This window comes from Rhizobium flavescens (assembly GCF_011319365.1).
Genome location: NZ_WXZP01000007.1, coordinates 1 through 5,821 on the forward strand (window position 1 = coordinate 1; position 5,821 = coordinate 5,821).

Genomic DNA, 5,821 nt, shown 5'->3' on the forward strand with positions numbered 1-5,821 from the left:
CACAGGTTTGCCGGGTCGAATTGCTCGTCGGGCAAAAGCGAGCCCTGCCGTTCGAACTTCTGATCCTTGAACAGCGTCAGCCGGCCATCCCATTCGAAGATGTGGCGGTCGCGCGGCGAGCCGAAGCGGTCCTTCAACTTATAGACCTCGATTTTTCCTGCGGTTTGCATGACGTTGGCGTCCCAATCCTCTCTCTGCTTTCCCTTGTTGCTCATCGGCGGGTTCCGCTTGAGCCAATCGTTTCGGTTGAAATTCGCGAGCATGACGTCAGCGTGCTCTTCGAGTGAGCCGCCGTAGAAGTCCTCCATCTCGGGCTCCGGCTGCTCCTTTTGGCGCGCGGCCTTGGTGAACTGGCACAGCCCGATGACGACGCAGTTCAGGTCCTTGGCGAGCGCCTTCAGATCACGGGCGTTTTCATAAGCGCGCTCGACGGGGTCCATCCGCGTCTTGCTGGGCCGCTCCACCAGCTTCAGGTGGTCGACGCCGAGCAGGTCGAGCCCAAACTTGCGCTTGTGGGCATAAGCGCGGCTGCGAATCTGCTGGATGGTCATCTTTGACGGGGAAACGATCCGCATCATCCGGTTCGCGTAGTGCTTCTGGGCGGCCAGGATTGCGTCCAGTTGGCCTTCGTCGAGGCCGCGCATGATGTCGCGCATCGACACCCCGGTCTGGCCTGCGATCGAACGCGCCACCAGCGAGACGTTGTCCATCTCAAGCTCAAAGAGCGACGTCGGGTGCTGCGGGCTCGAGAACAGCATCTGCTGCATCGCCATCGCGGTCTTGCCGGAGCCGGGCGCCCCGCCCCAGAGAACGAGAGACCCCGACGGAAAATACCCGACCATCTTCTCCAGCCCCTCCAGGCATGGGCGCAGCGACAGCCCGCCCTCGGATGACGAAGCCCGGTTGAAGATCTGCTGGATCGTGCCGGACACCGTGCTCTCGTGCTCGATGGCCGCCTGGCGCGAGATGTCGGCCAGCCTCTCGGACGCGCGGTCGACGATCTGGTCAGCATCGTATTGCAGGTCAGACGCGGTCTTGATCATGTTCTCCGCGAGCGCAATCACCTTGCGGCGCGTCGCCGACGACTTGAGTTCGTAGGCGTAATCCTGCAGGGGGATGCCGCCTTCCTCGCGCGACGCCACATGCAGCAGCATCGAGACATAGGCTTCCGGGTCCTTCCCCTCGCTCAGGCTGCCGATGCGGCCGGCCACGATGGGAACCCGGATCGCCCGGCCGTCGCACGCCAGCTCGTTGATGATGGCGAAAATCTTCTGGTGATCCTCGATCCCGAACAGGTCGATGGAGAGGATTTCCGAGACGTGCCAGTAATTCTCCTCCGCCAGGAGGATCGCGCCGAGTACCAGCTGCTCGATCTTGCCGTTAGAGATATTGGACGTTGCGCTGTTGCTGCTCATCTTTCTTCCTTGCTTGCCAGACGTTTAGCCAGTCGTCGGGCTCGGGGGACGGGAAAAGAACTGCCTCGACGCCCCCTTTCCTCGCGCGCTCCTGGAGTTGTTTCGCCGCGATGATCCCCGGCGGCTCCATCATGTCGCCGGTTCTCTGGTTGAGGCGGTGGCGGTCGCCATCCGCGTAAATCTCGAGGCGCTCCACGCCTTCGGGGATTTCGAAATTGATCATTCCGGAGGTGGAGAGCGTGGCCCACGTCGACGCATTCGGCTTGGTCAGCAGCATGACGCCGAGGCCCGTCTCGATCCCTTCGACCAAGCGCAGAATCGGGGTGGCCGGGCCGAGCCTGACCGCGCCGCCGACTGCGGAACCGAGACCGAGCTTGAGCTTCTTCCCTTCCTCGTTGGTCAGAGCCCTGCCGTCCGACCCGAGGAAAATTCTCCAGACCGCAACCAGCTTCCGGTTCTTGTTCTGGACGCCGCCGATGAGCGCCGGCCGCCGCTCGCTGCCAAGCTTCAGGCCCGCGTGAAACCGCAGACTCGGCATCCACTTTGTGCCTTCGGGGAAGTCGGTGATCTCGATCGAGCGGGTGCGCAGGTATTCCTCCGCCAGCGTGCCGCTGATCGGCACCGCACTTTCCCAGATCGACCGAACCGTTTCCGCCTTGCGCTCCTGCTCGCGGCGCTCATCCGCCTGGCGCTGGTCGTTGCGCCGCTTGCGGACGGCCTCGCGGTGCTGGCGCTGCCGCCGCTCTTCGGCGGTCTCCTCGCGCCCTGGCATGCTGATGCCGGCGAGCGATGCGACCATCTCGATCGCCCGTGGGAACGAAACACCGTCCAGCTCCATGAAGAAGCGGAAGTGGTCGCCGGACGCGCCGCAGCCGAAGCAGTGGTATCGCCCCTTGCGATCCTCGCAGTGGAAAGACGGGCGGCTCTCGCCATGGAAGGGGCAGCAGCCCCAGTAATCGCCCTTGGCCGGCCGCGTCTTCGCCCGGTCCCACTCGACGCGCGAGCCGACCACAGCCGAGATCGAAATCCTATCCCGCAGGTCGTCGATGAACTGGTCTGTGAATCGCATCAGAGGCCGAGCTCCTCGAGAAAAGCCTCGATCCCTTCCGGCTTCTCCGGGCTGGCAACGCGCGCCTTGATTTCGGCGTCCCAATGGGACTGAAGCCGCGCGCGCCACATGTGCAGAAGGTTGCGCATGCGCACCAGCTTTAGCTCGTCCGTCGTCCTAGTGATGCGGCGTTCCCATTTGCGGATCTGCTTCCAGTAGAAGCGGTGATCATTCCGGACGTTCTGCGGCAGGGCCTTGAAGCACTTGCCGCAGATCATCTCGCCGGGAAATTGCTGGGCGTCGGCGGTGCGCCGGCAGCACGGGTTGATGCACGAGGTGCGACCGGCCTTCATCAGAAGAACGACTCCTGCTGATACGACTGCCCCTTGTCGAAGGCATAGTCCGGCTCATGGATGATGCGCAGGGCATCGAGCATGCAAAGCGCTTCGGCCTCGTCGTCGGAGTTGTAGGCCCACCCGTTCTTGTCGCAGAACAGCTTCGCCTGTAGCTTCAGCCACTTGCTTTTCTCGGTCTGCTTGGCCCGCTTCATATTCTCTGGCACGCGGAGCTTGCCGTGCGTCTTGCTGCGCCATGTGCCGATGGCGATGAGCTCCGGCTCGCGCAGTCCCATCGTGTGGCAAAGGGTTTGGGCATGCGTTGGCCAGCCGGACGAGAACATTACCTGCTTCGCATCGATGGCAGATTTCCCGTTCTCGCCGTGGTCGACGATGGTCATCAATTCCATGCCGACCTGCGGATCGGGAAGGCCCTGCAGCATGCGCTTCAGGTAGCTGATGAATTCCGCATACGCGGCGCCGGGCGTTTCCTGCTTGAACCGCCATGTCCCGCTGCGCAGCTTGTCGCCGCCGGCCAGGCAATAAGCAAAGCCCATGGTCCGGCCAGGGTCGAAAACGAAATAGGATCCAGGTGCGGGGCGGTTCATGCTGCCACCTGTTCACCACGGATCCAGTCGATGACCGTGCCGGCGCGCGGCGCCGTCAAGTCCCAGACGAGCCAGACCCAGTCTGCCGTTCCCCCCTCAGCTTTGCCGCCGGCCAGGACTTCGCCAGGAGGGCACGATGGACGCGGGGTGATGATCCACACACGGTTCGGAGGAAACTCGCGATAGATGCCGTTGGCGCGCCCGGTGCTGGCGAGAAATTTGATATCGACGAAAGCGACGACTTTCCCGGTCGCGACCATGAGCGCCTTGCGGATAAAAGCCTCCGCCCCCTTCGCCTTGAAGAACGGAGGGTTCATAACGATGTTCTCAGCGTAGATCGCCTCGGGGCCAAGGAAGTCTGCCTTCCCCTTGAACCAGCCGGGCGAGCCGGCGCGATCCACCAGATCGGAGCCGCTTGCTTCATAGCCATGGGCGATTAGCGTGCGAACGATGTTGCCCCCGCCGCAAGACGGGTCGTGGATCCGGCCGACGAACCTTTCGACCTTAAGCAGAGCGGCGGTGGAAGTTTCGGGCTCGACATACCAGTCAAGCCCGTCGCGTTCCCACACATGCGCCTTTTTTGCTTTTGTAGAGGTCACTGTTTTATCCCCACAGCGCGGAAAACATTGCGTTCCATCTCGTCCAAGGCGTGGTTCAGGCGCCGGTCGAACCAGATCATTCGGAAAACCATGGGCTCCCCTGGTTCTGGGGAGGTGATCATTCGAACGAAGAGCTTGACCGGCATCCGGCCCTTGACGCTGTTGCAGCGGGCACAGGACGCGACGATGTTGTTTCGGTGGTCGAGGCCACCGGCCGCACGGGAAATCACATGGTCCCGTGTGACCGTTTTGTAGGTGAGTTGGCAGAGGCAGTATTTGCAGCGCCCGTCCTGCTTCCGCAGGGCTGCCTCGCGATCAGCTCGGGCGAACGCCGAGTCCAGCTTTCGCTGCTGGTATGCCGTGAGCCGATACCCCATGACACATCAGCGCTTCGGTGCCTCGCGGTCGAAGCCGGGCGTTGCCCCGTTGTCCAGCACGACACGATCCTTGCGGGCCTCTTTTTCGAGACGCTGGTCATCGAACCATGCGGATTCGGGGAGCTTACCGCCTTCGACCGCCCGCGGCTGGATCAGGGTCTGGTGGCAACCGGTTAGGTATTCGCAGTGGCCTGTCGCCACGCCTGAGAAACCGGTGATCTTATCTCTGAAGGTGTAACCGAGACGTTCGTTCATGTTGCTCTCCTATGGTGGCATGATTGCCGGGGTATTCAGGAAGTCCGAGTTCGATCAGTCCGGCGCCTCTTCGCCGTTGACCACTTCATCCAAGTTCTTGTTGATGAATTCGGTGCCGTCGTTCATGCCGCGCTGGTAGGCGTCGTATTCCTTGCTACCAGCATGATACGGGTTGACGCCGCTCTTGCGAAGCTTGCCGGCGGCAAGACCCTCTTCATAGGCTCGCTCATGCTGGGGCGTGCGGTCCTTGTCCATAAGCTCGAGCTGACGGCCAAGCTGGTGACCGAAGAGCTTCGCGATCCGAATCTTCCGCTCGAAGTCGGCGATGACCTTGCCGACGTCCTTGTCCTCGAGCGATTCGGCGAACTCGATATCCTTCTTCGTCCAGCCTCCCATGTCTTTCAGGCGTTTGTAGACGGTGCCCATGTCGGCCTTCGTACTCGCCATGTCGGACTTTAAGCCCTTGATTTCGGTATAGCCTTGAAGGAAGCGCTGTTCCTCCTTCAGTTCCTGGTCGGTCTTGGAGTTGTGGTCCTTCGCCATCATATCGTGCCTCACGCTGGGTTCGTTTTGATGTTCAACCGCCGGCAAATTTCGGCAATCGATACCCCGCTCTTCAGGAGCTGGTGGTATTCCGCTTCGAGGTGGGGCGGCACATGAAAGCCGCGACGCACCCTTTGATATTTCACGATGTGGTCCGGCACCGTGCTTTTCGGCGGCGGCGCTTCCTTCAGCTTGAGCACCTTGATGCGACGGACGATCTGCGTTTGGTGGAGGCCGAGCGCGGCCGCGATCGAGCGCGTGGAAATCTGGTTCCCCACCATGGTGCGAAGGGCTGCGTCTCGCTCATCCGTCCAGATAGTCAGATAGTGCTTGCCCATGGCCGCCTCGCCTACTGAGCAGCAGCGGCGACGGGAGCGGAGCTTTTCCGGATGGCTTCCTCTGGGACCTGGATCGAATATTGCTTGGCGAGCGCGTCGATGAGGATGATCAACGGGCCAGTTTGCGGTTCGCGCTTCTTCTCCAACCGATAGATGATTGGCTGGGTGACAGCGAACCTCTTCCCGAAGGCCTCCTGACTTTCATTCAGCACGCTTCGGATGAAGCGCACCTGATAGCCGGTCAGCCGAACCGAGTAACCATCCGCGAGAATTGCGATCGCGTCCATTTCAATTTTCTCCATT

At 61.6% G+C, this 5,821-nt stretch carries 10 protein-coding genes; all 10 read right to left on the reverse strand.

The window, feature by feature from the left end:
• A partial coding sequence (locus GTU70_RS00740; protein WP_166096844.1) for a replicative DNA helicase occupies positions 1-1,415 on the reverse strand: 1,415 nt, incomplete at its 3' end.
• Positions 1,381-2,484, reverse strand: coding sequence for a CHC2 zinc finger domain-containing protein (locus GTU70_RS01195; RefSeq protein ID WP_166096845.1), 1,104 nt, complete (start codon positions 2,482-2,484; stop codon positions 1,381-1,383). The genes GTU70_RS01195 and GTU70_RS00740, both read right to left, overlap by 35 nt.
• A complete protein-coding gene (locus tag GTU70_RS00750) occupies positions 2,484-2,816 on the reverse strand; it encodes a hypothetical protein (protein ID WP_166096846.1) in 333 nt (110 codons plus the stop codon). Before GTU70_RS00750 ends, GTU70_RS01195 begins: the two co-directional genes overlap by 1 nt.
• Positions 2,816-3,355: a hypothetical protein gene (locus GTU70_RS00755; RefSeq protein ID WP_166096847.1), complete on the reverse strand. Its 540-nt coding sequence runs from the start codon at positions 3,353-3,355 to the stop codon at positions 2,816-2,818. Before GTU70_RS00755 ends, GTU70_RS00750 begins: the two co-directional genes overlap by 1 nt.
• Positions 3,356-3,402: 47 nt before the next feature.
• Positions 3,403-4,005, reverse strand: a complete 603-nt coding sequence (locus GTU70_RS00760) for a hypothetical protein (RefSeq protein WP_166096848.1) — start codon at positions 4,003-4,005, stop codon at positions 3,403-3,405.
• Positions 4,002-4,382, reverse strand: coding sequence for an HNH endonuclease (locus GTU70_RS00765; protein ID WP_166096850.1), 381 nt, complete (start codon positions 4,380-4,382; stop codon positions 4,002-4,004). The genes GTU70_RS00760 and GTU70_RS00765 overlap by 4 nt, the downstream gene beginning before the upstream one ends.
• Before the next feature lie 6 nt (positions 4,383-4,388).
• A complete protein-coding gene (locus GTU70_RS00770; protein WP_166096851.1) occupies positions 4,389-4,637 on the reverse strand; it encodes a hypothetical protein in 249 nt (82 codons plus the stop codon).
• 54 nt (positions 4,638-4,691) lie between these two features.
• On the reverse strand, positions 4,692-5,195 hold the full coding sequence (locus GTU70_RS00775; RefSeq protein WP_235914666.1) for a hypothetical protein: 504 nt from the start codon (positions 5,193-5,195) through the stop codon (positions 4,692-4,694).
• Positions 5,192-5,518: a hypothetical protein gene (locus GTU70_RS00780; RefSeq protein WP_166096852.1), complete on the reverse strand. Its 327-nt coding sequence runs from the start codon at positions 5,516-5,518 to the stop codon at positions 5,192-5,194. Before GTU70_RS00780 ends, GTU70_RS00775 begins: the two co-directional genes overlap by 4 nt.
• An 11-nt stretch (positions 5,519-5,529) precedes the next feature.
• A partial coding sequence (locus GTU70_RS00785) for a helix-turn-helix domain-containing protein (RefSeq protein WP_207105403.1) occupies positions 5,530-5,821 on the reverse strand: 292 nt, incomplete at its 5' end.